Genomic DNA, 25,542 nt, shown 5'->3' with positions numbered 1-25,542 from the left:
CCGCTCATCTGACCGGAGCCGCTGTTCCGTCAGATGTTGCGACGGAACAGCCGGTCAACGCCCCCTGCGGCATTTCCTGTTTTTCCTCCCTCGCACCGCTGATCGGAATCGATACGGTCGTCATCGAGGTAAAAACATGTCTATTTTTTCGGGTATCTGGGTTCCGCTCATCACGCCATTCGCCGACGGCGAGGTAGATCACGCCGCGCTGCGCGCGCTGGTGCGCCGCTATGCCGACGCGGGCATTGCCGGGCTGGTCGCACTCGGCACGACTGGCGAGCCAGCCGCGCTCGACGACGCCGAGCAGGACGCCGTGCTGGCGACGATTCTCGATGAGGCGCAGGCCGCCGCCCAACGCGCGGGTACGCAGGCCCTGCCCGTGCTGGTCGGCGTGTCGGGCAATCACACGGCGAGCATGCAGGCGCGCATCGGGCAACTGAACGCACTGCCGATCGCCGGCGTGCTGATGGCCGCGCCGTACTACATCCGGCCTTCGCAGGCGGGCATCGTCGGGCATTTCCTGGCGCTTGCCGATGCGAGCGAGAAGCCTGTCGTGCTGTACGACATTCCCTATCGAACCGGTGTTCGGCTCGAACTCGACACGCTCCTGACGCTGGCTGCGCATCCGCGAATTCAGGCGGTGAAGGATTGCGCCGGTTCGCTCGAGACCACGCTCGCACTGATTCGCGATGGCCGCCTGCAGGTGCTGACCGGCGAGGACATCAATCTGTTCAACACCCTGTGCCTGGGTGGGAGCGGGGCGATCGCGGCCTCCGCGCATCTGCGACCGGAGCGGTTCGTCGCGCTGTATCGTGCGTTATCGGCGGGCCGCCTCGACGAAGGGCGGCGTATCTTTCATGAGCTCGCGCCATTGATCCAGGCGCTGTTTGCCGAACCGAACCCGGCGCCGGTGAAGGCCCTGCTTGCAGCGCAAGGCCTGATACGCGACGGGTTGCGCATGCCGATGACGCGTGCCAGCGATGCGCTGGTTGCACGGCTTCGTGACCTGGACGGGTTTGATCGGAGCGAGCCGCGTCTGGCGGCGCGGTGAGTGTGAGTGCGGACTCGTCAGCTGCTCTCCGTATTTGAGATGATGGTTCGTGATGCCAGGCGATAATCGTCCCCCTTTGTCCATTATCGCAACCGGTAGGTTGTCCGGTTGATGCCGCATGCAGTCAGTCCTGTTCGCCGATTTCCTTTCCTGTTTTTGCCAGTTCAACACGCGTGGCGCGCTCAACACACCATGCGTGTTGAGCGTGTCTCGTATCGCCCGTACGCTGCCTTGCGCGCGCCTCATGGCGCGTGCCGGGAGCTGCTGATGTCCTCCATGTTTGGCGCTGGCCGCAGGTTTTCCAGCGGCCCGGTCAGTTTCGTGACGCGCCGCACCGTGCTGACCATCGTGGTTGCCACTGCGTTCGGCGCGGCGGCGCTGGCGCTCGCCGCAGGCATCGCGATCGGCATGCATTGGCCGGCACACGACGCCGCCGGCGAGCAAGTGGCGAACCGTGTCGAGCACGACTATGCGATTGATCAACTCGGCAAGCTGAACGCATCCGTGGCGCAGATCGAACCGCGCATCGCGCGCCTGACGATGCAGGTCGACGCGTTGCGCGATTTCGAAACACGTCTGAATACACCGCGGCCGGCGCCGCGCGCACCCGCTACTTCAGCCACTCCGGCCATCCCGGCTACCTCAGTTACGCCGGGCGCCGCCTCCGAACCCGACCTGTCCGCAACCGACGGCGAAGGCGGCCCGTCTTTACCGCCGCGCCGGTGTACGGATGTCATGCCGCAAGCGGCCGGTCATGCCGATGCCGCGCACACCCGGCAACAACTGGATTGCATCGCGGCGACGCTGTCCGCGCTCGAGCAGCAAACCGCCGACCACGCGATCGCCTACGCCGCCTTCCCCGGCCGCATGCCCGCCGACGGCGCGCGCTTCGGCTCACCGTTTGGCAACCGCACCGATCCGTTCACCCATCGTTTGAGTTTTCATCCGGGCATCGACCTGGTCGCTAGAACCGGTACGCCGATTCTGGCGGCAGCAGGCGGCCGGGTGATCTTCGCCGGTGAGAAATCGGGCTATGGCAACTGCGTCGAGATCGATCACGGCAACGGGCTCGTGACCCGTTACGGCCACGCGTCCCGCGTCGTTGCGCATGTCGGCGATCTGGTGCTGCCGCGCCAGTATGTCGCCGACGTCGGTTCCACCGGCCGCTCCACCGGGCCGCATCTGCATTTCGAAGTACTGGTCAACGGCGCGCCGGTCAACCCGGCCGCTTACCTTGCGCTATTCGCGCCCCCGCCCCATGGTTGACCGACGTTTCTCCCGCGATGCGGGCCGTCTGACGCAGCGCGCCTACACGTTGCAGCCCGCACGCTCGCCGGGTTTTCGCGCGGCCCTGTGGGTTCTGGTGTGCGCACTCAGCGCGGCTGGCGGCGCGGCGGCCGTTGTGGCGTGGCACGCGCAGCGCGCCGGCACATCGGAGCTTCAATGCACTGCGGCACCCGCGGATGAAGGCAGCGAACAGAGGGAGCTAGCCCGCGCGCGGCTTGCGTTGGCGCAGGAATCGGTGGCGCGTGCCGCGGTGCAGAAAACCGCGGATGGCGCCGCCGCCGACGTCGCGAGATTGAATGCCGAACTGCAGTTTCTGCGCGGGCAGAGCAAAGCGAAGCCGCCGGAGCCGCGCCGCTGACTGCCGCGCATGCGGCACAACAACCGCGCAACCCGGTAACCAGGCAACCCGGCAGGAACAACCAGGCAACAGCACCCCGGATCGTCGCCCGGAAGACATCGCGCGACGAACATTTTCATTCTCACGAGGTATTTATGTTCAGCAAGAAAAAGCACGCGGGCATCCAGCAGACGAAGCTCGCCACACTCATCGCCCATGACGTGCGGATCACGGGCGATCTCCTGTTTAGCGACGGCCTGCGCATGGACGGCCACGTGACGGGCAACGTCAGCGGCGAGCCGGGTGCGCAGACGCTGCTGGTATTGAGCGAGCGCGGCTCGATCGAGGGTAACGTGCATGGCTATGACGTGGTGGTCAACGGCCGGATCGTCGGCGACGTGATCGCCGATCACTTTGTCGAGTTGCAAAGCGGCGCGCACGTGACCGGCAGCATCTACTACCAGCAGTTGCGGATGGATTGCGGCGCCTCGGTGGACGGCAAGCTGGCGAGGCGTGAAGCCGCGCAGACGGTGACGCCGATGCTCGTCGAGGTGGCCGATAGCGCACGGGAGGAACGCAAGGCCGGCTAATCGGCTAATGCGCGACTAATGCGCGACTAATGCGCGATTAATGAGCGACCAATTAGCGCTTAACGAGCGCCTGACCGGCGGCTAAAGTAATGAACGGGACAACGAGCCGCCAACAGGGGTTCTCAAGCGGCCCGCGCGCCGCGTCAAATCGCTCCCGGCAGCGACTGGCGTTGCGTGGACGTGTCGTGACCGAGCACGTCGCCGCGCGGCAGCCGCGAATCGCGCAGTGCCCGCATTTGCCGTGCTCCGGCGAGATGTTCCAGCGCGCCGCGGTCGAGCGTGGCGAGCATGTCGCGTTCGGTGACCAGCTGGCGCAAGGCCAGCACGATCAAGCCGACGGTCAACAGCAGATCACCTGCAAACACCACTGCGTAAAGCGCCGAGGTGGTGCGAGGATTGCCGTAGAGCAGCGTCATATTGGCCCGATTCAGCAGGACGAGCAGGAGCGGCACGATGACATTGAGCATCGCGATGATGCTGCCCACGACCACCAGCACACGTGCCGGCCCGAGATGCGGACGGCGCCGGCGGCACACTTCATACAGCGTCGCCGCGCGGCACGGCAGGAAAAACAGCGCCAGTAGGAGCGCACGGACGCCCAGCGGCGCGTTCAATGCCAGCATGCTCCCATGCAGCACGGCAAACACGGCAGTGACGGCAACGCCGCTGCGCCACCGCGGCGCTGCGCCGAACAGGTCGCGCGTGCCCGACCAGATCAGAATGCGGCTTAGCAACGCCAGCGTCGCGGTGGCCAGTAGCAGCAGGTCGCTGGGCCAGATCTTGTGCAACGCGAACGATGCCGTGGCGGTGGCAAGCAGATAAAAGCCGATGGCCCAGAAGCGGAAGGCGCCGACCTGCGCGAACATGCGCGAAAGCGCCGTCGTGATGAGGGCGCTGCACAGAAACAGGATCAGCCATACCGTTTGGAACGTCGCTACGTCAATTTTCATGAAATCTCCAGCCGCCAATCTGTCTGTTCCTGCTTATCGGTAAAACGGGGTCGCGCAGCGAGGGACACGGCGACGGACACCTTCGTGGCGCGCCCCTGCGCGTTTCGAGCGGATCCGGATGCTCATGCCGTCATCATCCTCTCACGGAGCAGTTCACCGAAATCGTCGGCGCTAAGCGGCTTGCCTAGCAGGAAGCCTTGCATCTCGTCGCACATCATGGACTTGAGCTTGTCGAGCTGCGATTCGGTCTCGACGCCTTCGGCCACGACGTCCATCTCCAGCGAGTGCGCGAGCGCAATGATCGCGGAGACGATCGCGCTGCCTTCCGGTCCGTGCTCGTCGAGGCCGTTGGTGAAGAAGCGGTCGATTTTCAGTTGCTTGACGCGAAAGCGCTGCAGGTAAGCGAGGCTGGAATAGCCGGTGCCGAAATCGTCGATGGCGATTTCAAAGCCGCTTGCCTGAAACTCGCGGATCATTTCGATGGTTTTAGGCGCGTCCTGCATCGCGACGGATTCGGTGATTTCGAACATGATCTGTTCGCATTGCACGCCTTCCTCCTTGACGATCTCGAGCATCGTTGGGACGAGGCTCGGTTGCGACAACTGGCGCGGCGACAGATTGATCGCCACTTTCATCGACGGCAGGCCTTGCGCGACCCAGCGGCGAATCTGCCGGCAGGTTTCACGCATGACCCAGTAGCCGATCTGTACGATCTGGCCCGAGCGCTCGGCAATCGGCACGAACTCGAGCGGCGCCAGCGCGCCAAGCTGCGGATGATTCAGGCGGATCAGCGCTTCGGCGCCCGCCAGCGAGTCGCCGCTGCCGTGGAACTTCGGCTGGAAGTGCAGCGAGAAATGTCCGGCGGTGAGCGCTTCATGCAGCGCACTCTGAATTTGCAGCGTACGCGTCGCGGCTTCGTTCATGCTTTGTTCGAAGAAGCGATAGGTGCTGCGGCCCGCGCGCTTGGCTTCATACATGGCCGCGTCGGCATGTTTGAGCAGCGTGTCGACGCTGTCGCCGTCGTGCGGGTAGAGCGCGATGCCGATGCTCGGCATCACCTGCAGCGGCTGCGAGTCGGTCCAGATGCCGCGGCGCATCCGGTCGAGCACGCCTTCGGCGATCGTGCCGGCATCTTCGCGTGAATCCAGGTTTTCGGACAGCACGACGAACTCGTCGCCGCCCAGACGGGCGACGGTGTCGCTTGCACGCACGCATAGCAGGAGACGCTGGGCGAACGCGGACAGCACTTCGTCGCCGGCCGAGTGGCCGAGCGAATCGTTAATGGTCTTGAAGCCGTCGAGATCCATGAACAGAATGGCGAACAGCGAACGCTGCCGGCGCGCGCCATGAATCGCGTGTTCGATGCGGTCGGTGAGCGTGCTGCGGTTGGGCAGGCCGGTCAGCGTGTCGAGGGTGGCGAGCCGCACGATCTGACCGTTCAGTTTCGATACCGAGCCGATCAGGAAGCTGGTGCGCGCATCGAAACGCGACAACATCAGCGTCACGATCAGAATCGCAAACGTGAACAGGATCACCGAGGTCGCCAGCCATTCGGCGTTCACGCCCTTAGCCGCGCCGCACACGGCGCCCGGCAGAAACTCGGCGGCCGCCATGCCGGTGTAATGCATGCCGCTGATCGCGACGCCCATCACCAGCGCGGCGCCGAAGCGTTTGTGCACGACGTGGCGTTCGTCGTCGTTACTGAGTGCGCGCGCCATCCATAGCGCGGCGGTCGACGCGCCGATCGCGATCACCAGCGAAGCGGCGAACCAGGCCGGACGGTAATGGATGCCCGGCGCCATCTGCATGGCGGCCATGCCGGTGTAGTGCATGCCGGCAATGCCGAAGCCCATCAGCACGCCGCCGGCTACGAGCCGAAGCGGGGTAAGCCGCGTCTGGGTCGTCACGACCAGTGCCAGATACGAGACGCCGATCGCGAGGCCGAGCGAAAAAGCGGTCGTCGCGAAATCGTAGCCGAGCGGGATCGGCAGCGAAAAGGCGAGCATCGCGATGAAGTGCATCGACCAGATCCCGACACCGAGCGCCGCTGCGCCGCCCAGGCGCCACGCGCGCCGCAGACGAACCGATGCCAGCGTGAAGATGCGGCCTGTCAAATCGAGCGCCGTATAGGACGCTAGCGCCGCGACGAGGAACGAGATTACAACCAGCCAAAAATTGTATGAGCTCTGCATGTTAAGTCCAACCGCGAAAGGGAAGCGGCTGAACCTGTTATCGACAGTTCGCGGCGTTTATTTAATTGATTTTCAATATGTTAGTGATGGGGTTTGATCCTCCCGCGTCTGGCTGCAGCCTGGCGGTAATTTGACCGTGCTTCAAGCCAGGGCGAACCCCTCGTCGAGCCAGCCCGTGACGCCGCCGATCATCAATTTGACGGGCCGTCCCAGTTGCGCGAGACGCAGCGCGCCGCGTGCGGCGCCGTTGCAGTGCGGACCCGCGCAGTAGGTGACGAAGAGCGTGTCCGGCGGGTAAGCCGCGAGCTTCGACGCCACGATTTTGCCGTGCGGCAGGTTCAGCGCGCCCGGCACGTGGCCTTGTTCGAACAGCGCCGGGCTACGCACGTCGAGCAGCACGAAGCCGGGCGTGCCGCTCGCGAATGCCGCGCTGACGTCGGCGCAATCGGTTTCGAATTGCAGCGACGCCTGGAAGTGAGCGACGGCGGCGGTGCTATCGGCAGCGGCGATAGCGGTGACGGGGTTGGTGGAGGAGACCGCGTTGTGATCGGGCATGGCAAGGTTCCGGTAGGGAGTGAGCGTGAAGGCATCGCGAGGCGATTCAGGAGCCTTCATTGTCGCGGTACCTGAGTTGCCGGATAAGTGGCGTAATCGTCAATATCCGGTAACATCACGCCATGCAAAATCATCTCGTTGTTGCACTGGCTTACGACCGGCTCTGTACGTTCGAATTCGGCTGCGTGACCGAACTGTTCGCGCTCGAACGTCCCGAACTCGGCGTGGACTGGTATCGCTTTGCGGTATGTGCGAGTGAGCCTGGTCCGATTCGCGCCGCCGGCGGCATTACCGTTACCGCGCCGTACACGCTCAAGCTGCTGGATCGCGCCGACACGATTGTCGTTCCCGGCTGGCGCGATGCCGGCGAACTGCCGCCCGAGCCGCTGCTGAAGAAGATTCGCGCCGCTCACGAGCGTGGCACACGCCTTTGTTCGATTTGCTCCGGCGTATTCGTGCTGGCCGCCGCGGGTGTGCTCGACGGTAAGACCGTGACGACCCATTGGCGCTACGCCGACACCTTGCAGCAGCGTTATCCGCAACTGCGTGTGCAGCCGGACGCGTTATATGTCGACGAAGGACAGATCATCACCTCGGCGGGATCGGCGGCAGGGCTCGACATGCTGCTGCATCTGGTGCGGCGCGACCACGGCAGCGCGGTCGCCAACCGGGTCGCGCAGCGGCTCGTGGTGCCGCCGCATCGCGAGGGCGGTCAGGCGCAGTTCGTGCCGCGGCCGATGCCGCAAGATGAAGGCGGCCGCCTCGCGAAACTGATGGACTGGGTGCGCCGTCATCCGGCTTTGCCGCACACCTTGCACTCGCTGGCCGAACGGGCCGCGATGAGTCCGCGCACGCTGCAGCGGCAGTTTCACGACGCCACCGGCATGGCGCCCTACGAATGGCTGGTGCGTGAACGCGTGGCGATCGCGCGGGAACTGCTTGAGGCATCCACGCCGTTGCCCATGACGCGTGTTGCGGAACTCGCGGGCTTCGGTTCCGAGGAATCGCTGCGACGGCACTTTCGCCGTATCGCATTGACGAGCCCAGGCGCGTATCGTAAGAAATTCGGCGTGCAAGCCGGGGTGTAGGGCGGCTTGCAGACAGCCCGGTAGACGTAGGTCACGTCCATCTTGCCGTTCTCGTGTGCGCATGTCGTTTCAAACACGCGCTTGCCGATGTGCAAAATCATCCAGAGTCCATGCATGGCAAGCGCTTCGATGCGCGCCGCATGAGATGTCGAATGCGCGTCATGCCGGCTTCCGCACGGGCTCAAACGTCACGAAGCGCCTTGAGCCGGGCATCGCGACTGGTTCGCGTGATTGAGCACCCGCACCGGCCGCGTGTGAGGGTTCGCGCAATCGCCGGTTTTCTGTCAGCATCACGGCCAGCGTCCGTGGCAGCCCACTTCCAGTGTGTGGCGCATACGGCTGCTTGAAGCGCGTCTTTGAAACGCGTCGTCGCCACCGTCCTCTCTTGCTCATGAACGTCAAAATCGCCGTCGTCACTGCTGCCTTTGCTGTGCTTATGCCAGCGCTTGTCGCGGCGCAAACGGAAGCCACCGCGTCGCGCGCTGAACTCTATCGGCGCAACCTGCTGGCAGGCAAAGACGTGCCGTGCCGCACGAACGCGTCATGCGCGGCGTTGGGCGTGGCCGCGCTCGAAGCCGGGCGCGTCAAGGAGGCGCAAACGCTGGTCGAGATGGAAGCCGCGCTCGCCGAAGCCACCGCCATGCAGGCCGACGAGGAGAACTCGCCGAAAGCCACCAGTTCGGCGCGGGCCCGCGTGGCGATGGCGCTGGTCCATCAGGGCGACGTGCAATTGAAGCTGGGTGCGCTGCCCGATGCACGCGCCTACTACCGGACCGCAGTGAGCCGTGGCGACAACTATCCTAACGATGCGCTGCTCGGTCGCGCCGTCGCGGCCGCGCGTCAGCGTCTCGAGTCGATCGCCGGCAAAGCGGTGGTGAACGGGGTGCCGCCAAACGGCGCGCGCTTCGTCAGCTATATGTTTTTCGGCGCGTGGAACAGTATCGAGGTCAAGCCGGTGAAAGGGCGGCACGGCATCTACCGGATCGACGGCGACTTCATGTATCCCACGGTGGGTGCCGACGGCCAGCCCAGCGCGAACATGGGCAATCTGTCGGCCTATGTGCGTTTTTACGACGGTGTGGCGCGCGTGCCCGTGACCGATGGCGGTGGCGATGCGCCGCTCGACGCCACCGCGAGAATCACCAACCTCGCGGCTTATGACAAACCCGCGAACAAAGCGGCGGACAAATGCCTGATCGAGTTCAGGCTTTCCGCACCGGAGACGCTCGATGTCGAGACGCATGGCTCGCCGATGGAATGCGGTTTCGGCTTCAATGTCAATGCGAACGGACGTTACTATCTGATGACAGGCTCCTGACGGTTCGCATGCTGCCGGCGCCCATGCGCGAGTTCGGCTTTGCACGCCGGCTTCCCCATCCGCACTGCGTCTCTTATGATGCAATGGCTGTGCCCGTTTAACCGCTGCCCAAAGCATTCCCGCCAACGAAACCCTGATAAGAATAACGCTCGTCCATGCAAACCCTCTTCGACTATCCCGGACTCGTGTTCATCATTTCGTTCGTCGCGATGTGGTTGTCGGCGCGCGTCGGCGCGTCGGTGCTACGCAGATTCAGAAAGATCGACGAAGATGCACGCGACGACTTCAGCGTGATTCAGGCCGCCACGCTAACCTTGCTCGCACTGATTATCGGTTTCACTTTTTCGATGGCGGTAGGCCGCTACGATCAGCGGAAAAACTATGAGGAAGAAGAGGCAAACGCAATCGGCACCGAATATGTCCGTGCCGATCTGTTGCCAGCCGCCGATGCGGCGACCGTGCGGGGCTTGCTGAAGACTTATCTGGACCAGCGGGTGCTGTTCTACACCACACGCGACGCCGACGAACTCGCCCAGGTTAACGCCGACACGTCACGCCTGCAAAACGCAATGTGGTCCGCAGCGAAGAACGCTGCCACCGCGCAGCCCACGCCGGTGGTCGCGCTCGCAGTCTCCGGTATGAACGACGTGCTCAACACGCAGGGTTATACGCAGGCGGCGTGGTGGAATCGCATTCCCGTCGCGGCATGGGCGCTGATGGTGCTGATCGGCGTGTGCGCCAACGTACTGGTCGGCTATGGCGCGCGCGGTTTGAAAGCGGGCGCCGGCTTGTTGCTGATCGTTCCGCTGATCGTATCGCTGTCGTTCATGCTGGTCGCCGATATCGACAGTCCGCGCGGTGGCGTGATTCGCGTGAAACCGCTCAATCTCCATGCGCTCGTGGACTCGATCCGCTTGCCTTGAACCTGAACCTGTACCGAATCCGCACTGAACCCGAGTTGAACCCGGGTTGAGCCCACAACGAGCTGCATGCAAGAGAAATCCATGTCCGATATTGCACACACCATTGCCGGCTTCAATACCGGGCGCGATCCTGAACGGCTCGCGATGAAGTACAAGCTCATGCGTGGCTCGCCATTCGTGTTTCTGCGCGGCACCTGTCATCTGTTCTATGCGCGTCTGCCGCGCGACAAGGTGCTCGACGATGCACCGCCGGTGTGGATTTGCGGTGACATGCATCTGGAAAATTTCGGCAGCTACAAGGGTGACAACCGGCTTGTCTATTTCGACAACAACGATTTCGACGAAGCCTGCCTCGCGCCGGCTCTTTACGAACTGGTGCGGCTTCTCACGAGCGTGCTGGTCGGTGCAAGCGACCTCAAACTGAGCCGCGCGCAGGCACTCGCGCTCTGCCACACCGCGGTCGATGCGTATGGTGGCGCGCTCGCCTTCGGCAAAGCGCGCTGGATCGAAGCGGAGACCTCCGTCGGCATGGTGCGCGATCTGTTCGACGCACTGGAGAGCCGCACACGTGCCCAGTATCTCGACCGGCGTACCACGCTCAAGGGCAAGACCCGGGTGCTCAAGGTGGACGGCAAAAAAGCCCTGGCGGTCAGCGACGAGACGCGGGCCACCGTTACCGCGTTCCTGCATCAGTTTGCCGCCAGTCAACCCAATCCAGACTTCTATCGCGTCATCGACGTGGCCCGACGGATTGCGGGCACCGGCAGCCTGGGGGTGGATCGCTATGCGATTCTGGTCGAAGGCAAAGGCTCGCCGGACGGCAACTATCTGCTCGATCTGAAAGAGGCGCTGCCTTCTTCGGTGACGCCGCATGTGCGCACACCGCAGCCGAAGTGGCACAGCGAGGCGCAGCGCGTGGTTGAAATTCAGCGGCGCAATCAGGCTGTTTCGCAGGCCTTCCTGCACGCAGTCGATTTCAATCAGCGTTCGTATGTGCTGCGCAGCTTGCAACCTTCGGAAGACCGCGTGGCGTTGAGCGCCTGGGACGACAAGCTGCCGCGGCTCGAAGCAGTGATCAACAGCATGGCCGAATTGAGCGCATGGGGGCAATTGCGCAGCGGCGGCCGGCAGAAGTCGTCGATTGCGGACGAATTGATTGCATTCGGCAATCGTAAGGACTGGCAATTGCCATTGATCGAACTCGCGACGCAATGCGAGGCTCAGGTGACCGCCGACTGGAAAGCGTATTGCGAGGCTTATGATGGTGGCGCGTTTAATCTGTCGGTGCAGAAGTCTTAAGTCAGCGAATCCGCGGGCAGCCTTTCCATGCCTGACGTTCTGGTTTTCGTCGCAGTGATGCGGCGAAGACCTCTTGTGTAGGCACATGGATTTGGCAATTTTAGGAATTATCGGATAACGGGGATGGAATGCTCCTCATAGGGTGCTTGGGCTTCATTCAAGTACAATTAATAAGGATGGCTATAAAAAAAATTTCTGAATAACCTGGCAGGCGTGGCGGCCCGTCTGCTGGCGGTCGGTGCTGACGGAGAGACTTTCTATATCATCGTCGACGGTGTGCAGATCGGCTACTCGGCTTATCGACAGTCTGCGGATGTAATTCGCGTTGGTTCGATTCGCCCGCCACGGTAATAAGGTCACAGAGGCTACACATGCAACGACTGCTAACTCCCCGCGAACATCGATTGATTGAATTTCTTATTTCGGTCAATGCTCCTTTGTACGAGGCGGATGCACCTCGCTGGATGAATCAAATTCAAAACTGTACGGTTTGTGAAGTCAACGTTCCCTATTGCCTCTCGATCAGCCACGGCGAGGAAACCTACGGAGGATGGGAAAAGTCCCGAACGCTTGCGCGTGAACTGATATCCGTTGACGAAGGTGTACCGGTGCTTATCTACGCGATAGCCGATAGAACGCCGGCAGGCTTCGTGCTCGACTCTTTCAATATCGATAGACTCGATGGAGAACCGCTTGCCGCCTATCCCGAGTCGGGCGACGGGCTAATGGTCGTCGAAGGTAACAAAGCGGGTCGGCGGGGCAGATTTGCGTCATCTATATGGCAAGTCGGGTTCGTAACGTGCCTTGGCATGTGGCCAGTCAGCGTAACACCTGAGCGCCGCAGCACAATTCACTTCGAATCGCCGGACAGTGCCAACAGCCAGTTGAATTGATGTTCCGGCGACAACACCAATCCATGCGCGGCGCATGCCAGCCCATGACCGGGTCCTAAAGGAGGAAAATTATGCAACGGGCTTTAGCGACCCACGAACGCCAACTACTGGAGTTTCTTCTTACTGTGAATAGGTCTTTTTATGGTGCCTACGTTCAAAGGTGGGAAGCCCAGATCAAAACTTGCTTGGTTCATGAAGTTAATGTGCCGTACTGCCTGGCTATCAGTCATGATGAAATCAGATTGCCGAGTGGCGGCTACACCACTCTCGCGCGTGAGTTGATCGGCATTGACGAAGGCGTACCGCTGGCGGATTCAACCGGTCAACGCAACACCCAACGTTTCTGCCAGTTTTTCAGCCGGGTTCATAAATTGCAAGGTTTGCCGGGGCCGACCGTTCAGGCGCGCGGCGACCTTGTTCAATTCTGACTGCGAATAGCCGCCCACCGGCTCGCCTTTGGGGAAGTACTGACGCAGCAGGCCATTCGTGTTTTCATTACTGCCCCGTTGCCATGGACTTCGCGGATCGCAGAAATACACCTGCACGTCCGTGGCAATCGTGAAGTTCCGGTGGCTCGCCATTTCCGTGCCGCGGTCCCATGTCAGCGATCCACGCAGTTCTTTTGGCAGCTTGTTCACCTGTTTTATCAACGCGGACACCACACTTGCCGTGTCCTTGCCTGCCACCTTGACCAGCATCACATAACGCGAGTGCCGCTCCACCAGTGTGGCAATGTAGGTGTTGTTCGAACCCGCCAGCAGATCGCCCTCCCAGTGACCGGGCAGCGCGCGGTCCTCCACTTCAGCGGGTCTTTCGCTGATCGACACTGCCCCGATTATCTTGCCCCTGTTCTGGCCGCTTGCCGAGGCGCTCTTCGCCTGACGCATCGTACGGTTCGTACGAAGATGGGTGACGAGTTCCTTTTTAAGCACCCCGCGCGCCTGGATGAACAGGCTGCGGTAGATCGTCTCGTGAGATATCTGCATGTCCTTGTTGACCCGGAACTCGCGCCTGAGCCATCCCGCTATCTGTACAGGAGCCCATTGTAATTTGAGCTTGGCTGCCACCAGCCGGCGCAGACGCGCGTTGCCCGACAACGCACACGCCTTGGGCCGCCGTGCACGCTCCCAGGCATTCGCATCGGCCTCGTGCGCCCGATATCGCTGAATACCGCCATTGCGCCCGATCTCCCGGCTGATGGTCGATTTCGAGCGCCCCAGTTGCAGGGCAATCTGGCCCAACGATCTGTCTGCCCCCAAGGCCCGCGATATCTCCTCGCGTTCGGCAAGTGTCAGTGACCGGGCAGATCGTGTACGAGCGACCGGAGAGATTCCACCGGTCTTGTGAACAACCCGATAAACCCCACTCGGCTGACGCTCGAGCATGCGCGCGATTGTGCTCAACGACTCACCCTCGCGCCACATCCTCCATATCTCGTTCTTCTGCTCCGCGCTCAACCAATGTTTTCTTTGTCGTTCCATCGTGCTCCACACTCCATTTCCGTATTGGAACAGAGGTGTTGCAATGACCGGTTGAATCCGCCCTGCTTATCTATGCTTATGCGGTGGAGACGCAGTCAGGCTATGTCCTCGACTCTTTCGACATCGACCGTCTCGATGGAGAGCCTCTTGTGGCCTATCCCGAGCCAGGCGACAGCCTCATGATTATGGAAGCGGGGAAACGCATAGGAGGGGCAGATTTGCGACACGTGTTCAAGGAGTCGGACCTGTTGCCGCGCTTTAAGCTCCCCAGAGATCGCCTCGATGGAGAAGCTGGCTAACTATCCTGAGGCAGGCGACGGGGTAATGATTGTCGAGCGAAACAGGAGGTTCGGCTATTCACCTGACGGCCCGGTCGTTTCGCGGACCGGCACGGTTGCCAGGAACTGCAGTGCCCTCGATCTGAACGACGCAACACGATACGAGTGGGCTCGATTCGCCCAAGATGAGGAAGGAACAAATGTCAAGACCACTCTCGGCGAAGGAGCATGCGCTGCTCAAGTTTCTGATCGAGGCAAATGAGCCGCTGTATGGTGACCGAACTAATCAATGGAAGACACAGGTTGAAACGTGTCTGGTACGGGAGATCGATTCTCCTTATTTCCTTGCGATGATTCACGAAGAAAACATCGAAAAAGCAGGATGCGACTCAATTACACTCGGCTACGAATTGGTGGGCGTCGATCAGGGTGTGCCGGTTCTAATCTATGCGGTGGCAATGAAAACCCCCTCAGACTATTTCATTGATATCTTTAATGTGGACCGATTAGATGGAGAACCGCTGGTCAATTACCCTGAAGCAGGCGACGGGTTAATGATTGTCGAGCGAAACAAGCGGGTCGGTGGAGCAGATTTGCGTCATTTATATGGCAAATCGGGTTCGTAACGTGCCTTGGCATGTGGCCAGTCAGCGTAGCACCTGAGCGCCGCCGCACAATTCACTTCAAATCACCGGACAGCGCCAACAGCCAGTTGAACTCAGGTTCAGGTGACAACGCCAATGCGCGGCGCATGACAGCGCCGCGCATGCCAGCCCTCCCTCCAGACAAACCCTGATTGCTGCGGTGAATTCGCCACTGCTATCGTTCGCTGGTCGTTGTGGAAGCGCTTCCACTTTTGCTTCCAGACTGTTTCCAATCAGTTTTTAAGCGGCTTCCAGCCGGCTTCCGTATCAAGTTTTGCCGTACCCGGTTCAATGACCTCAGCGCAGGAGAGAATCCGTGGCAAACGACGCATCCGCTGCATTCGACACCCTATCCCCAGCAGTTTCCAAGGGCTCGCTCGCCGACCCCTTCACCCCGCCCGCGGACTCCTCGCTATGGCGCAAAAATTTCCTGCTTGGCGCCGCCACGGCTTCGTATCAGATCGAAGGCGCGGTGGATGAAGACGGCCGCCTGCCGTCGATCTGGGACAACTTTTCGGCGACGCCCGGCAAGGTGCTGGCCGGCGACACCGGCGCGGTGGCCTGCGATCACTATCACCGGTGGGAAGCCGACATCGACATGCTGGCCTCGCTCGGTCTCGAGGGCTACCGGCTCTCGATTGCATGGCCACGCGTGATGGACGCGGCAGGCAGGCCGAATCGCAAAGGGCTCGACTTCTACAAGCGCCTTCTGAACCGCCTGAAAGAAAAGGGCATCACAAGCTTCGTGACGCTCTATCACTGGGACTTGCCGCAGCATCTGGAGGATCGCGGCGGCTGGCTCAATCGCGACACCGCGTATCGCTTCGCCGACTACACCGATCTGATGAGCCGCGAACTGGCCGGTACGGTCGACGCATGGGCGACGCTCAATGAGCCGTGGTGTTCGGCGTATCTCGGCTACGGCAACGGCCACCACGCGCCAGGCCTCGCCAACGACCGTTTCGCTACGCAGGCGATGCATCATCTGCTGCTCGCGCATGGCCTCGCGATTCCGGTATTGCGCGGCAACGATCCGGCTTCGCAGAAAGGTATCGTCGCCAACATCGGCCGCGGCACGGCCAATAGCGATAGCGCGGCCGATCAGCGCGCGGCGCATCTGTTCGAAGTCCAGCACAATGCGTGGATTCTCGATCCACTGCTCAAGGGTGCCTATCCACAGGATCTGTTCGAATTGTGGCCGGGCACCGAACCGCTGGTGCTCGACGGCGATATGCAGACCATTGCCGCGCCGCTCGACTTCCTCGGCATCAACTATTACTTCCGCACGAACGTTGCGAGCGATGGCGCGCACGGATTCCGCGACGTGCCGCTCGAAGGCGTCGAACGCACGCAGATGGGTTGGGAGGTGCATCCCGATGGGTTGCGCGATCTGCTGACGGGCTTCAAGAAGACGTATCACAACCTGCCGCCGATCTACATCACCGAAAACGGCATGGCCTCGGACGACAAGGTGATCGACGGCCACGTCGATGATACGCAGCGCATCTCGTTCCTCAAGCGCCATCTTGCCGCGGTCGATCAGGCGATCAAGGCCGGCGTGGATGTTCGCGGCTATTTTCTGTGGTCGCTGATGGATAACTTCGAGTGGGCGTTTGGTTACGAGCGTCGCTTTGGTGTCGTCCATGTCGATTACAGTACGCAGAAGCGCACGGTCAAACGCAGTGCGGAGTTGGTGACGAAATTTTTGAAGGAGCGTAAGGCAAAGGTCTAAAGGCAGGTGGAGCTGGTTTGTATGTCGACAGCGTTGCATGGGATCAGAGTAAGCGCTAAAGCGCTAACTCTGATCGACAGCTTTGCATGGGACCAGAGTAAGCGCTAAAGCGCTAACTCTGATCGACAGCGTTGCATGGGACCAGAGTAAGCGCTAAAGCGCTAACTCTGATCGACAGCGTTGCATGGGACCAGAGTAAGCGCTAAAGCGCTAACTCTGATCGACAGCTTTGCATGGGACCAGAGTAAGCGCTAAAGCGCTAACTCTGATCGACACAGGAGACGGAATGAACAGCAAAAAAATGATCGCGGCGAGCGTAGTTGCGGCACTGACGTTATATGGCGTCGTCGCGCAAGCCGACCCGTTGAAGGCCAACGTGATTCACTGGTGGACCTCGGGCGGCGAGTCGGCCGCGATCCGCCAGTTCGCCGATGCGTATAACAAGGCCGGCGGCCAGTGGATCGACAACGCCGTGGCCGGCGCCGATCAGGCACGCTCCACCGCGATCAACCGGATCGTCGGCGGCGATCCGCCCACCGCCGCGCAGTTCAATACGTCCAAACAGTTCCACGACCTGATCGACCAGGGCCTCCTGAACAACGTCGACGAGGTTGCCGCGAAAGAGAACTGGAATAACGTCTTCCCGCAGTCGATCATCGACAGCATCAGGGTGAAAGGTCATTACTACGCCGCGCCGGTCGATATTCACATGCCGGCCTGGTTCTTCTACTCGAAACCGGTGTTCCAGAAGGCCGGCATCACCGCCGAGCCGAAGAGCTACGACGAGTTCCTCGCCGATCTCGGCAAGCTCAAAGCCGCAGGCGTGATCCCGCTCGCGCTCGGCGGTCAGCCATGGCAGGAAAAGATTACGTTCGATGCGGTATTCGCCGACGTCGGCGGCCCCGATCTTTATCTGAAGGTGTATCGCGATCGCGACCAAAACGCGGTCAAGTCTGACGCGTTCAGGAAGGTGCTCGCATCGTTCAAGCGCTTGCATGATTTCGTCGATCCGGGCTCGCCTGGCCGCAACTGGAACGATGCCACCGCGCTGGTGATTTCCGGCAAGGCGGGGGTGCAGATCATGGGCGACTGGGCCAAGGGTGAGTTCTCGGCAGCCAACCAGGTGGCCGGCAAGGACTTCGGCTGCTTCCCGGGTTTCGGTCCGCACTCGCCGTATCTGGTTGCGGGCGATGTATTCGTGTTCCCGAAAACCGACAACGCCAACGCGATCAAGGCGCAGAATCTGCTTGCCACGGTGATGACCTCGCCGGCCGCGCAAGTCGCATTCAGCGCGAAGAAAGGTTCGATTCCGATTCGTCCCGATGTGGACGCGAGCAGTCTCGACATCTGCGCGAAGGAGGGTATGGCGATCATGAAGGACAAGTCGCGTCAGTTGCCGAATCCGGAAATGCTGCTCTCGCCTGACACGCAGGGTGCGTTGATCGACGTCATCACGAACTTCTGGAACAAGAACCAGTCGGTCGACGACGCGCAGAAGGCGTTTGCCAGTGCGTTGAAGAGCTAGGCGCCCGCCATGCACGCGCTCAAGCTGCAGGCCGCTGACTCCGGGCATCGCAAAGGGCCGCTGAAAAAGCCGCTTAAAAAACGTTTGCCTATAGCGGTGTGGGTGGCGTTGCTGCCGATGGTCCTGACCGTCGTGTTTGCGTATCTCGGCACGATGGTCTGGACCGCGCGCGTTTCTCTCAGCAACTCGCGCACGTTTCCTTCCGGCGATTTCGCGGGCTTCACGCAATACGTGCGGCTGTTCAACAACGACCGGTGGTTGCTGTCGCTGCAAAACATCGTGATCTACGGTGCGTGCTTCATTGTTGCGTGCATGGTGATCGGTTTGTTGCTGGCGATCTTCATCGATCAGCGTGTGGCGGCTGAAGGCGTGTTGCGCACGGTGTTTCTCTATCCGTACGCCATGTCGTTCGTCGCCACCGGTCTGGTCTGGCAGTGGATCCTGAATCCCGAACTGGGCGCGCAGGCGGTGTTGCACAAGCTCGGCTTCGTGCATGCGCGCTTCGACTGGATCGTCGATCAGGACTGGGTGATCTACACGATCGTCATCGCGACGGTATGGCAGGCGTCGGGCCTCGTAATGGCGCTGCTATTGGCCGGCTTGCGCGGTATCGACGACGAACTGTGGAAAGCCGCTCGAATCGACGGAATTCCGCGTTGGCGTGTCTATGCGAGCATCGTCGTGCCGATGCTCGGGCCTTCCATTTCCACCGCCTTCGTGCTGCTCTTCGTGATGGTCGTGAAGCTCTACGACGCAGTGGTCGCGATGACGCAAGGCGGCCCCGGCACGGCGAGCGAAGTGCCCGCAAAGTTCATCATGGACTACCTGTTCGGTCGCGCGAATATCGGTTTGGCGTCGGCCGCGTCGATCGTGTTGCTCGCAACGGTGCTGGCGATCCTCGCGCCGTTCTTCTATGCCCGCAGCCGCGCTGCGTTGCGCAAGGAGGTGTGATGAACACGCTCAGTCCACCGCTGAAAGGCGGCACGCCGAGCCATGGCCGCCGGCGCCGCCGGACTTTTACACCCGCGCGTTTCGGCGTCTACGCGTTTTTGCTTACGGCCGCGTTGTTCTTCCTGTTGCCGTTGTATGTGATGCTCGTTACGTCGGTCAAACCGATGAGCGAGATTCGCCTCGGCAATCTGCTCGCGTTCCCCACGCATTTCACGCTCGACGCATGGAGCGCCGCGTGGCAATCCGCCTGTACCGGGCTCGATTGCAACGGCATTCAGGTCGGCTTCTGGAATTCAGTGCGTATCGTTGTGCCGAGCACGGTGTTGTCGATCGCGGTCGGCGCGGTGAACGGCTATGCGCTGTCGTTCTGGCGGCCGCGCGGGGCCGGCGTGCTGTTTGGCGTGCTGCTGATGGGCGCTTTCATTCCCGTGCAGGTGATGGTCTATCCGCTCGTGCGCGTGCTGGCGAGCGTGCATCTGTTCAGTTCGCTGCCGGGCATCGTGGTGATTCACACCATCTTCGGCATGCCGGTGATGACGCTGCTGTTTCGCAACTACTACGCGTCGATTCCGCAGGAACTGTTCAAGGCGGCGCGCATCGACGGCGGCGGTTTCTGGCGTATCTTTTTGCAACTGATGCTGCCGATGTCCACGCCGATCATCGTCGTGGCGGTCATCATGCAGGTGACCGGCATCTGGAACGACTTCATTCTCGGGCTGGTGTTTGCCGGCACCAAAAACCTGCCGATGACGGTGCAGTTGAACAACATCATCAACACGACCACCGGCGAACGGCTCTATAACGTCAACATGGCGGCGACCATTCTGACCTCCATGGTGCCGCTTGCGGTCTACTTCATTTCGGGCCGCTGGTTTGTGCGCGGTATTGCGTCCGGCGCCGTCAAGGGATAGGGGATAGGGCGGTAAGGTATGACGAAGCTGGCCAGTTTTGAAACGTGGAGACACATGCAGTGGCAAATGCGATGACACACCCGGCAGCGGGCGCGGCAGATGCGGCGGGCCTCGGCGACGTGGCGGATGCGGCGGGGCTGGCGAATCCGGCCAATGTATCGGTGCGCAACCTGAAGATCCAGCTCGGCGCGAATACAGTGATCGAAAATCTCGATCTCGACGTGCGCGCGGGCGAGTTCGTAGTGCTGCTCGGACCCTCGGGCTGTGGCAAATCCACCTTGCTGCACAGCATTGCGGGCCTGATCGACGTAACCGGCGGCAGCATCGAAATTGCCGGCGAGGACATGACCTGGGCTGACCCGAAAGATCGCCGCATCGCGCTGGTGTTTCAGTCGTATGCGTTGTATCCGACCATGAGCGTCGAGCGCAACCTGTCGTTCGCGTTGCGTATCAACGGCACCCCGAAGGCGGAAATCGAACGGCGCGTCACGCGGGCCTCCGAGATGCTGCAACTCGGCCCGCTGCTCAAGCGCAAGCCGGCGCAACTCTCCGGCGGGCAGCGGCAGCGCGTCGCGATTGGCCGTGCGATCGTACGCGAGGCCGACGTGTTCCTGTTTGACGAGCCGCTGTCGAATCTCGACGCCAAGCTGCGCACCGAATTGCGGCGCGAGCTCAAGCAACTGCACCAGCGTCTGGGCGCGACGATGATCTACGTGACTCACGACCAGGTGGAAGCCATGACGCTCGCCACACGCATGGCCGTGATGCGCGGTGGCGTGATCCAGCAGTTCGGCACGCCCGCGGAGGTCTATGCGCGGCCGGACAATCTGTTCGTCGCGACGTTTCTGGGCTCGCCCGCGATGAATCTGCTCAAGGGCACACTTGAGGCGCGCGATGGATCGCTGCACTTTTGCAGCGCGAACTTGCAGTTCGATGTGTCGGCCTATCCTTTCAAAAACCTGCCAGCGGATCGTCTGCCTTGTGTGCTCGGCGTACGGGCAGAAGACGTGCGGGTGGGCGAACGCGTGGATTCGGGCACGGCCATGAGCGAGCGCGCGAACATTTCACTGGTTGAGCCGATGGGCAACCACCGTGTCATCTGGCTCGATTATCATGGAGTGCAAATCGCGTCGATCGACCAGACCAAGACGCCGGTGGCGATAGGAGATGCCGCGGCGTTCTCGTTCGACGGCGCGCATATTTCGCTGTTCGACGAGGAGGGCGGCGCGCGTCTCTAGTGACCGGACGCGGCGTCGTTGAATACAACAGGCTTGACGGAGAACCGCGTGGCAACACTCAAGGATGTCGCGGCACTGGCCGGCGTGGGGATGTCGACCGCGTCACGCGCCATTTCCGGTAAGGGACCCATTTCAGCCGATGCGGCCGCCCGTGTAAAGGCCGCCATCGAAGCACTGAATTTCCGGCCATCGTCGATCGGCCGCGCCATGGCGACGCAATCGCTCGGCATGATCGGCATTTTCGTGCCGACCTTCTTCGGCTCCTACTACGGCACGATTCTCAAGCAAACCGACACCGAACTGCGCGCGGTGCGCCGGCACGTGGTGGTGGCGACCGGCTGTGGGGAAGTGTCGCCACGCGAGCAGGCCATCGAGGCGGTGCGCTTTCTGATCGGCCGTGATTGCGACGGCGTGGTGGTGATCAGCCACGATCTGCACGACGACGATCTGAACATGCTGCATCGCATGCACCCGAAAATGGTGTTTCTGAATCGCGCGTTCGATCAGTTGCCGGAGGCGTCGTTCTGCGCGGACCATCGGCGCGGCGGCGAACTGGCGGCGCGTACGCTGCTCGATCATGGGCATCGGCAAATCGCGGTGATATCCGGGCCGGCCAGCGCTTCGGACAACCAGACCCGGCTCGAAGGCTTCTTCGCCGAACTGTCACGCGAGGGCATTGCGCGGGAGGACGTCACGCTGATCGAATCGGACTTCTCGCCGGAGGGCGGCTATGCGGCCGCGCAGAAACTGCTCGATTCGAAGCGGCGTTTCACGGGGCTCTTCTGCGCGAACGACACGATGGCGGTCAGCGTGCTGGCGCGCTTCCATCAGGCGGGCATTGCCGTACCGGACGACGTTTCCGTGATCGGTTACGACGACGACTATTCGGCCGCCTATGCCGCGCCGGGACTGACCTCGGTGCATATCCCGACGGCGGAGTTGACACAGAATGCCGTGCGCTGGCTGGTCAATCAGTGTTACCGGACTTCGTGGGAGATCACCCGCGAGTTTCCGGTGAGCGTGACGATGCGGGAATCGGTGGGACAGGTGCCGGGTACGCTGGCGCGAGGTACGGGGTCCGCTTACGTTCCGCTGCGCAGCGACTGTTCGTAGCGCAGGCGCGCTTCTTCATCGAGCCGGGTGTCTTCGAGTTCCTGTAGCACGCCTTCGAGATCGATCGGCGTGGTGTCCTGTTCGACACGGCCGGTCAACTTGGCATCCACGTGCAACGCGCCTGCTTCGTACAGCGACCAGATTTCCTTGCCATAGCTTGTGTCGAGCAAGGCGGGCGCGAAACGGCCGAAGTACGTGGCGAGGTTGTTCACGTCGCGCTCCAGCATGGCCGGCGCTTCCAGATTGCCGGCGGCATCCACGGCTTGCGGCAGATCGATGATCACGGGGCCGTCCGCCGCGAGCAGGATGTTGTACTCGGACAGATCGCCGTGAATCATGCCGGCGCACAGCATGCGCACCACCTGGTTGAGCAGCAGCGCGTGCAATTCGAGCGCGCGTGCTTCGGTCATCTCGACATCGTTCAGACGCGGCGCGACGTCGCCGTCCGCATCGGTCACTAATTCCATCAGCAACACGCCGTCGGTGCAGATGAACGGCTGCGGCACGCGCACGCCTGCGTTGGCAAGCTGGAACAGCGCGTCGACTTCGGCGTTCTGCCATGCCTGTTCCTGTACTTCGCGGCCATAGCGGCTGCCTTTTTCCATCGCGCGCTGCTGGCGGCTGTTCTTGACCTTGCGACCCTGCTGATAGGACGCGGCCTGGCGGAAGCTGCGCTGTTTGGCGTCTTTATAGACCTTTGCGCAGCGCGTGGATTCGCCGCTGCGGACCACGTAGACGGTGGCTTCCTTGCCGCTCATCAACTGCGAAATGACTTCGTCGATCAGGCCTTCCTCGACCAGCGGGAGCAGACGTTTGGGTGTTTTCATGCGGCCGCCGGGGAACGGTGGGCGGCTGATCGGCTGTGCGCGGCCGATTTGAGGGAGAGAGGGTGGGGGATTCGGGTCATGCCGGATTATAAGGGGTGTTGGAGGTGTGGCTTGTGGCAGCCACCGCCCCCTTCAACAACGGCCCGATTGCCTGCTCGATGCAATGGACGAAATACTCCGCCGGACGGGTCAACTGCGACTCCTGCGGTGACAGCAGGTACAACTGCAGCGGCGGTGGCGCGACCGGCAGTGCGAGGCGCACGAAGCTCTGTCCGAGCAAGGTTTCTTCGAGCGAATGCGTGGTCCACGCGAAGATCGCATCGGTGCTGACCGTCAGGCTGTAAAACAGCGCGTATGAGGTACAACGCGTGATGCGCCGGGGCGGCGTGAGTCCGGCGCATTCGAACATCGCGCGGATAAAGCCCGGATAGTTGTCCGTCACGTCGGTGTGAATCCACTCGGCTTCCTGCACCGCTTCGAGCGATGCCGCGTCCGCATAGGGACTCTGTGCGCGCGTCACGAATACGGTCTCGAACGAGACCATCCGCTTCACGCTGCCCAGATCGCTCACCGGCCGGGCGAAAGCGGCGAACGCGAGATCCAGCGTGCGATTGCGCAGTTGCTCGTGCAACTGGTTAAAACCCAGCTCGCGAAACTCCAGCGTCACCATCGGCCAGCGTTTGCGGAATTCGACGAAGGCCTCGGCAAGCCCGGTCGTGCCGACAATCGGCGTGATGCCGATCACGAGGCTGCCGTCGCGCAAGCCCTTCAGATGCGCCATGTCCTCCTCGGCGCGTTCCATCTCGCGCACCACGGTGCGCGCCCGGCTCACCAGCGCCGCGCCTTCGGCCGTCGGCACGACGCCCCACGGGTTGCGCTCCAGCAGCCGCACGCCGAACTCCGTCTCCAGTTCCCGCACCGCCTTCGTGATGGCCGGTTGCGTCACGTACAGCGCCTTGGCCGCACCGTTAATGCTGCCGGTCGAGGCAATCGCAACCAGTGCTCGCAGATGATGAATTTTCATGATGCGGAATATAGCACTGCTGGTTATGCGCATCAAAATTTGTGCTTTTTTGTTTTCGGGCCGGATCTTTACGCTTGGCTTCGACGGTTGCGAAACGACAACCGGCTTAATCGGAGCAAGACGAATGACGCAGGCTTTCCCCCAGCTTCTCGCCGAACTGCGCGAGACCGAGCACGAATTCATTTCGATTCGCCACGACATCCATGCGCATCCCGAACTGGGCTTCGCTGAAACGCGCACCGCGGAACTGGTCGCACGCAAGCTCGCCGAGTGGGGCTATGACGTGACGACGGGTGTCGGCGGCACCGGCGTGGTTGGCCAGTTGCGGCGTGGCACGTCGAATCGCACGCTCGGCCTGCGCGCCGACATGGACGCGCTGCCGATCCAGGAGGCCACCGGCCTGCCGTACGCGAGCACCGTCGCGCAGACCATGCATGCGTGCGGTCACGACGGCCACACCGCGATCCTGCTGGCCGCCGCGCATCACCTTGCACGCAAAGGCGAATTCGACGGCACGCTGAATGTGATTTTCCAGCCTGCGGAAGAGGGCTTGGGCGGAGCCTCGAAGATGATCGCGGACGGCCTCTTCACGCGCTTTCCGTGCGACCAGGTGTTCGCGCTGCATAACGCGCCCGGCTTGCCGGTCGGCCATTTCGCGCTGCGCCACGGCTGCATGATGGCGTCGTCCGACTCGGTGACGATCACCGTGACCGGCAAGGGCACGCACGGCGCGATGCCGCAGTTGGGCTGCGATCCGATCGTCGCGGCGGCCAATATTGTGCTGGCTTTGCAGTCGATCGTCGCGCGCAACATCGAGCCGACTCGCGCGGCCGTGGTGACGGTCGGCGCGATCCACGCCGGCAGCGCGCCCAACGTGATCCCCGAAACCGCAACGCTGAAACTTTCGGTGCGCGCGCTCGATTCGGAAACGCGCGACAAGGTCGAAGCGCGGATCCGCGGCATCGCCCAATTGCAGGCGCAAACCTATGGCGCGACGGCCGAAGTCGACTACCGGCAGATCTCGCGGCCGCTCGTCAATCATCGCGGCGCGGCCGACCTCGCGATCGAAACCATCGAAGCCCTGGTAGGCCCCGAGGGCTACACGCTGATGCCCGATGCGGTGATGGGCAGCGAAGACTTCTCGTGGATGACCGAAGTGGTGCCGGGCTGCTATGTGGTGCTCGGCAACGGCGTCGACTCGAAAGGCGGCTGTGCGGTCCACAACCCGGAATACGACTTCAACGACGCGGCGCTCAGCTGGGGCGCGGCGTATTTCGTCGGACTCGCGGAGCGCTGTTTGAGCGTGTCCTGAGCGTCAGATACCAATCGCATGTG

23 protein-coding genes are annotated in these 25,542 nt (G+C 61.9%); 17 read left to right on the top strand and 6 right to left on the bottom strand.

What is annotated here, in order from left to right:
- Positions 1-136 precede the first annotated feature (136 nt).
- From dapA to GH665_RS32575, 4 genes are all read left to right on the top strand, one after another.
- Positions 137-1,051 carry a 4-hydroxy-tetrahydrodipicolinate synthase gene (dapA, locus tag GH665_RS32590; RefSeq protein ID WP_153141235.1) on the top strand — a complete coding sequence of 305 codons (915 nt, stop codon included), beginning with the start codon at positions 137-139 and terminating at the stop codon, positions 1,049-1,051.
- Positions 1,052-1,318: 267 nt separating this feature from the next.
- Positions 1,319-2,317 (top strand): M23 family metallopeptidase, encoded by a 999-nt coding sequence (locus GH665_RS32585; RefSeq protein ID WP_153141234.1) that lies wholly within the window; start codon positions 1,319-1,321, stop codon positions 2,315-2,317.
- Positions 2,310-2,696 (top strand): hypothetical protein, encoded by a 387-nt coding sequence (locus GH665_RS32580; protein ID WP_153141233.1) that lies wholly within the window; start codon positions 2,310-2,312, stop codon positions 2,694-2,696. Before GH665_RS32585 ends, GH665_RS32580 begins: the two co-directional genes overlap by 8 nt.
- A 134-nt stretch (positions 2,697-2,830) precedes the next feature.
- Positions 2,831-3,265 carry a bactofilin family protein gene (locus tag GH665_RS32575; RefSeq protein WP_153141232.1) on the top strand — a complete coding sequence of 145 codons (435 nt, stop codon included), beginning with the start codon at positions 2,831-2,833 and terminating at the stop codon, positions 3,263-3,265.
- Between the two features lie 143 nt (positions 3,266-3,408).
- Here GH665_RS32575 and GH665_RS32570 read toward each other — a convergent pair whose 3' ends face one another.
- The 3 genes from GH665_RS32570 to GH665_RS32560 form a co-directional block, all read right to left on the bottom strand.
- Complete coding sequence (locus GH665_RS32570) at positions 3,409-4,215, bottom strand: hypothetical protein (protein WP_153141231.1); 807 nt, start codon at positions 4,213-4,215, stop codon at positions 3,409-3,411.
- 122 nt (positions 4,216-4,337) lie between these two features.
- Positions 4,338-6,407, bottom strand: a complete 2,070-nt coding sequence (locus GH665_RS32565; RefSeq protein ID WP_153141230.1) for a putative bifunctional diguanylate cyclase/phosphodiesterase — start codon at positions 6,405-6,407, stop codon at positions 4,338-4,340.
- Between the two features lie 141 nt (positions 6,408-6,548).
- Positions 6,549-6,962, bottom strand: coding sequence for a rhodanese-like domain-containing protein (locus GH665_RS32560; protein WP_153141229.1), 414 nt, complete (start codon positions 6,960-6,962; stop codon positions 6,549-6,551).
- Positions 6,963-7,084: 122 nt separating this feature from the next.
- Here GH665_RS32560 and ftrA point away from each other — a divergent pair, with 122 nt between their 5' ends.
- From ftrA to GH665_RS32535, 5 genes are all read left to right on the top strand, one after another.
- Positions 7,085-8,050, top strand: coding sequence for a transcriptional regulator FtrA (gene ftrA / locus GH665_RS32555; protein WP_153141228.1), 966 nt, complete (start codon positions 7,085-7,087; stop codon positions 8,048-8,050).
- A 436-nt stretch (positions 8,051-8,486) separates the two neighbouring features.
- Complete coding sequence (locus GH665_RS32550) at positions 8,487-9,368, top strand: hypothetical protein (RefSeq protein ID WP_217361921.1); 882 nt, start codon at positions 8,487-8,489, stop codon at positions 9,366-9,368.
- A 155-nt stretch (positions 9,369-9,523) separates the two neighbouring features.
- Positions 9,524-10,291 carry a bestrophin-like domain gene (locus GH665_RS32545; protein ID WP_153141226.1) on the top strand — a complete coding sequence of 256 codons (768 nt, stop codon included), beginning with the start codon at positions 9,524-9,526 and terminating at the stop codon, positions 10,289-10,291.
- Between the two features lie 81 nt (positions 10,292-10,372).
- Positions 10,373-11,590 carry a DUF2252 domain-containing protein gene (locus tag GH665_RS32540; RefSeq protein ID WP_153141225.1) on the top strand — a complete coding sequence of 406 codons (1,218 nt, stop codon included), beginning with the start codon at positions 10,373-10,375 and terminating at the stop codon, positions 11,588-11,590.
- A 371-nt stretch (positions 11,591-11,961) separates the two neighbouring features.
- Positions 11,962-12,483, top strand: a complete 522-nt coding sequence (locus GH665_RS32535; protein ID WP_153141224.1) for a hypothetical protein — start codon at positions 11,962-11,964, stop codon at positions 12,481-12,483.
- Between the two features lie 314 nt (positions 12,484-12,797).
- Here the strand turns inward: GH665_RS32535 and GH665_RS32530 are convergent, their stop codons facing one another.
- Positions 12,798-13,964 (bottom strand): IS30 family transposase, encoded by a 1,167-nt coding sequence (locus GH665_RS32530; protein WP_153134736.1) that lies wholly within the window; start codon positions 13,962-13,964, stop codon positions 12,798-12,800.
- A 478-nt stretch (positions 13,965-14,442) separates the two neighbouring features.
- On the opposite strand from GH665_RS32530, the gene GH665_RS32525 reads away from it, so the two are divergent.
- From GH665_RS32525 to GH665_RS32495, 7 genes are all read left to right on the top strand, one after another.
- Positions 14,443-14,868: a hypothetical protein gene (locus GH665_RS32525; protein ID WP_153141223.1), complete on the top strand. Its 426-nt coding sequence runs from the start codon at positions 14,443-14,445 to the stop codon at positions 14,866-14,868.
- A gap of 334 nt (positions 14,869-15,202) precedes the next feature.
- Positions 15,203-16,618: a GH1 family beta-glucosidase gene (locus tag GH665_RS32520; protein WP_153141222.1), complete on the top strand. Its 1,416-nt coding sequence runs from the start codon at positions 15,203-15,205 to the stop codon at positions 16,616-16,618.
- Positions 16,619-16,904: 286 nt separating this feature from the next.
- A complete protein-coding gene (locus tag GH665_RS32515) occupies positions 16,905-18,143 on the top strand; it encodes an ABC transporter substrate-binding protein (RefSeq protein WP_153141221.1) in 1,239 nt (412 codons plus the stop codon).
- Between the two features lie 9 nt (positions 18,144-18,152).
- Positions 18,153-19,094, top strand: a complete 942-nt coding sequence (locus GH665_RS32510) for a carbohydrate ABC transporter permease (RefSeq protein WP_153141220.1) — start codon at positions 18,153-18,155, stop codon at positions 19,092-19,094.
- A complete protein-coding gene (locus tag GH665_RS32505; RefSeq protein WP_153141219.1) occupies positions 19,094-20,005 on the top strand; it encodes a carbohydrate ABC transporter permease in 912 nt (303 codons plus the stop codon). Before GH665_RS32510 ends, GH665_RS32505 begins: the two co-directional genes overlap by 1 nt.
- A 71-nt stretch (positions 20,006-20,076) precedes the next feature.
- Positions 20,077-21,243: an ABC transporter ATP-binding protein gene (locus GH665_RS32500; protein WP_174771769.1), complete on the top strand. Its 1,167-nt coding sequence runs from the start codon at positions 20,077-20,079 to the stop codon at positions 21,241-21,243.
- Positions 21,244-21,291: 48 nt separating this feature from the next.
- Entirely contained in the window at positions 21,292-22,356 is a 1,065-nt protein-coding gene (locus GH665_RS32495) for a LacI family DNA-binding transcriptional regulator (RefSeq protein WP_246216438.1), read from the top strand.
- Here GH665_RS32495 and GH665_RS32490 read toward each other — a convergent pair.
- The gene (locus GH665_RS32490; RefSeq protein WP_153141217.1) at positions 22,326-23,183 is read right to left on the bottom strand and encodes a PA4780 family RIO1-like protein kinase; all 858 of its coding nucleotides are present in this window, start codon (positions 23,181-23,183) and stop codon (positions 22,326-22,328) included. The genes GH665_RS32495 and GH665_RS32490 overlap by 31 nt on opposite strands.
- A gap of 76 nt (positions 23,184-23,259) precedes the next feature.
- Positions 23,260-24,207, bottom strand: coding sequence for a LysR family transcriptional regulator (locus GH665_RS32485; protein ID WP_153141216.1), 948 nt, complete (start codon positions 24,205-24,207; stop codon positions 23,260-23,262).
- Between the two features lie 124 nt (positions 24,208-24,331).
- On the opposite strand from GH665_RS32485, the gene GH665_RS32480 reads away from it, so the two are divergent.
- Positions 24,332-25,519: a M20 aminoacylase family protein gene (locus tag GH665_RS32480; RefSeq protein ID WP_153141215.1), complete on the top strand. Its 1,188-nt coding sequence runs from the start codon at positions 24,332-24,334 to the stop codon at positions 25,517-25,519.
- Positions 25,520-25,542 lie beyond the last annotated feature (23 nt).

Source organism: Paraburkholderia agricolaris, assembly GCF_009455635.1.
GTDB classification, from domain to species: domain Bacteria; phylum Pseudomonadota; class Gammaproteobacteria; order Burkholderiales; family Burkholderiaceae; genus Paraburkholderia; species Paraburkholderia agricolaris.
The sequence above is the reverse complement of the archived record's forward strand: the minus strand, read 5'-3'. Positions and strand labels throughout refer to the sequence as shown.